The 2,493-nt window shown below is 68.8% G+C and carries 4 protein-coding genes; all 4 read left to right on the top strand.

Annotation, left to right across the window (positions count from 1 at the left end; genetic code table 11):
* Positions 1-369: sunset domain-containing protein (locus BN11_RS16605; RefSeq protein WP_048699463.1), on the top strand; the 369-nt coding region annotated here is incomplete at its 5' end.
* Positions 370-488: 119 nt separating this feature from the next.
* Positions 489-707, top strand: a complete 219-nt coding sequence (locus tag BN11_RS16600) for a hypothetical protein (RefSeq protein WP_048699462.1) — start codon at positions 489-491, stop codon at positions 705-707.
* A 188-nt stretch (positions 708-895) separates the two neighbouring features.
* Positions 896-1,873, top strand: a complete 978-nt coding sequence (locus BN11_RS16595; RefSeq protein WP_048699461.1) for a pirin family protein — start codon at positions 896-898, stop codon at positions 1,871-1,873.
* A 221-nt stretch (positions 1,874-2,094) separates the two neighbouring features.
* Positions 2,095-2,493 (top strand): IS110 family transposase (locus BN11_RS16590; RefSeq protein WP_048693490.1); only part of this gene is annotated, 399 nt, incomplete at its 3' end.

Genomic DNA, 2,493 nt, shown 5'->3' with positions numbered 1-2,493 from the left:
GCGGGGCCGCCCCCGCCGGCCGCCGGCGTGGCTGGAGCCCGGGGCGCCGCTGCGGTCAGCCCGGCGCGCAGCTATGTCTCACAGCCCGATCCGTTCCACTCCCAGGGTGCGCCCGAGGACTCTGGCGATGCCGGCAGCCACGAGGTCATCGTCCACGATCATCCCGTGGTCGACGGCGGCTGGAGCGTCGGGTCTGCGGCTCCGCTCGAGGACGGTTGTATGCCGCTCGGTCACCCCATCAAGGGGGTGTACTCGCTCGGCATCTACCAGGTGCCCGGCTCGGACTGGTACGACATGACGGTCCCGGACGTCTGGTTCATGGACGAAGAGTCGGCTCAGCGCGCCGGCTTCCGCCGCGGCGACGGGTGAAGCGGGCCCACGCTGTGCAGTGACCCTTGTCTCGCGCGGTGCGGCGACGGCATACCGCCCGCCGTGACATAGGCTTGGCCGCAGAGTTACTGGCTGGTACCCGAAGGAGAACCCACCGCATGGCTCGTTACGACATCAACACCACTACCATGGGCGCTCTGCTCGACGACCCCGAGGTCGCGGCCATCATGGAGAAGCACGCCCCCGGCGTCACGTCCAACCCCATGATCGGCATGGTCCGCGGCATGTCCGCCGCACAGGCCATCGGCATGGCCGGTGCGATGATCGGTGCCGACAAGATCGAGGCGATCAAGGCAGACATCGACGCGCTAGCCTGACGGCGAACCACCCACCGCACGACCTGTCCCGCCCGCCACAAGCGGACGGCTGGCAGCTGCACCACTGGCGCCGCCGTGCCTTCCCGACCGGGGAGGGTGCGGCGGCGCCGGCTTTTCCCGGGGAATGGATCTTGGCATGGCGGCGTTTCGACGATATAGTTGAAAAAGAAACGAATCGGGAGGTCCTCATGCCAGCCATCACCGCCGCTGACTTCAGCGTGCTGCCCCGCGTCGCCCCGGTCGCCCCGGAGGCCGTCTCGCGACCCGTGCTAAGCGTCACCAGCGCCCCGACCGGTTACGAGGGCGAGGGCTTCCCGGTCAAGCGGGCTTTTGCCGGCATCGACCTGGCGCACCTCGATCCGTTCATCATGATGGACGAGATGGGCGAGGTGAACTACGCGCCGGGGGAGCCCAAGGGCACCCCGTGGCACCCGCACCGCGGCTTCGAGACCGTTACCTACATCATGGACGGCACCTTCGTGCACCAGGACAGCCACGGTGGCGGAGGGACCATCACCAATGGCGACACCCAGTGGATGACCGCCGGGTCCGGTTTGCTGCACATCGAGACCCCGCCCGAATCGCTCGTCATGAGTGGCGGCCTGTTCCACGGCCTGCAGCTGTGGGTGAACCTGCCGCGCGCCGACAAGCTCGTCACTCCCCGCTATCAGGACCTGCGCGCCGAGTCCACCGCCCTGCTGTCCTCCGAAGACGGGGCGAGCATCATCCGGCTCATCGCCGGTGATGTGGCCGGCCACCAGGGCCCAGGCTCCACGCACACGCCGATGACGATGATCCACGCCACCGTCGCGCCGGGCGCCGAGCTGGCGCTGCCGTGGCGGCGCGACTTCAACGCCCTCGTCTATGTGATGGGCGGTGCCGGCGTGGTCGGCCCCGACAGCACCCCCATCCGCGCGGGCCAGGCCGCCGTCCTCGGCCGCGGCGACGCGCTGCGCGTGGCCGCCGGCGCGGCCGCCGACGGGCAGGGTCAGCGTGGCCTCGAGGTGATCCTCCTCGGCGGCAAGCCGATCCGCGAGCCCATCGCCTGGGCCGGTCCGTTCGTCATGAACACCAAGTCCGAGGTCATGCAGGCCTTCGAGGACTACCAGCGCGGCGCCTTCGGCCAGGAGCTGCCGCATACGGCCGCCTCGGCCCTGGCGGGCTGACGCTCGCCCGCGGCATACCCAAGCAGGGCTGCGCGCCAACTCAGCAGAGCTAGTGAAATCCGCACACCGTCCTAGGTGTGCGGATTTCACTAACGTCTGCTAGACCCTATGGGGGCGGGCGGGGTTTCGGTTGAGGGTTGAGGCCGGGGCCTCGCGTATGCAGAGAATCGTGGATCACCTGCCAGATGGGCTGGCGGTGCCGACATGCATAGGAGGCCCCGGTGTTCATAGAGCGTACGAGTATCGGCTTGGATGTGCACGCGAGATCGGTCAGAGCGGCGGCGATCGACACGGTCACGGGGGAGGTGATTGAGCGGACGGTCTCTGCGCCGGTGGTCGATGTCGTGGGTTTCGTGGAATCTGTTGCGGCAGAACATGGTCCGGTGTTGGTGACGTATGAGGCGGGGCCGACGGGGTTCGGGTTGGCGCGGGCGCTGCTGACGGCGCGTCATGCCTGTCAGGTCGCGGCGCCGTCGAAGGTGTTGCGGCCGGTGGGGGATCGGGTCAAGACCGACCGGCGGGATGCGTTGTTGCTGGCCCGGCTGGCCCGTAACGGCGACATCGTGCCGGTCGCTATCCCGACACCGTCTCAGGAATCAGCCCGGGATCTGGTCCGCGCG

The organism is Nostocoides australiense Ben110 (assembly GCF_001050535.1).
Classification (GTDB): Bacteria; Actinomycetota; Actinomycetes; order Actinomycetales; family Dermatophilaceae; genus Nostocoides_A; species Nostocoides_A australiense.
The sequence above is the reverse complement of the archived record's forward strand: the minus strand, read 5'-3'. Positions and strand labels throughout refer to the sequence as shown.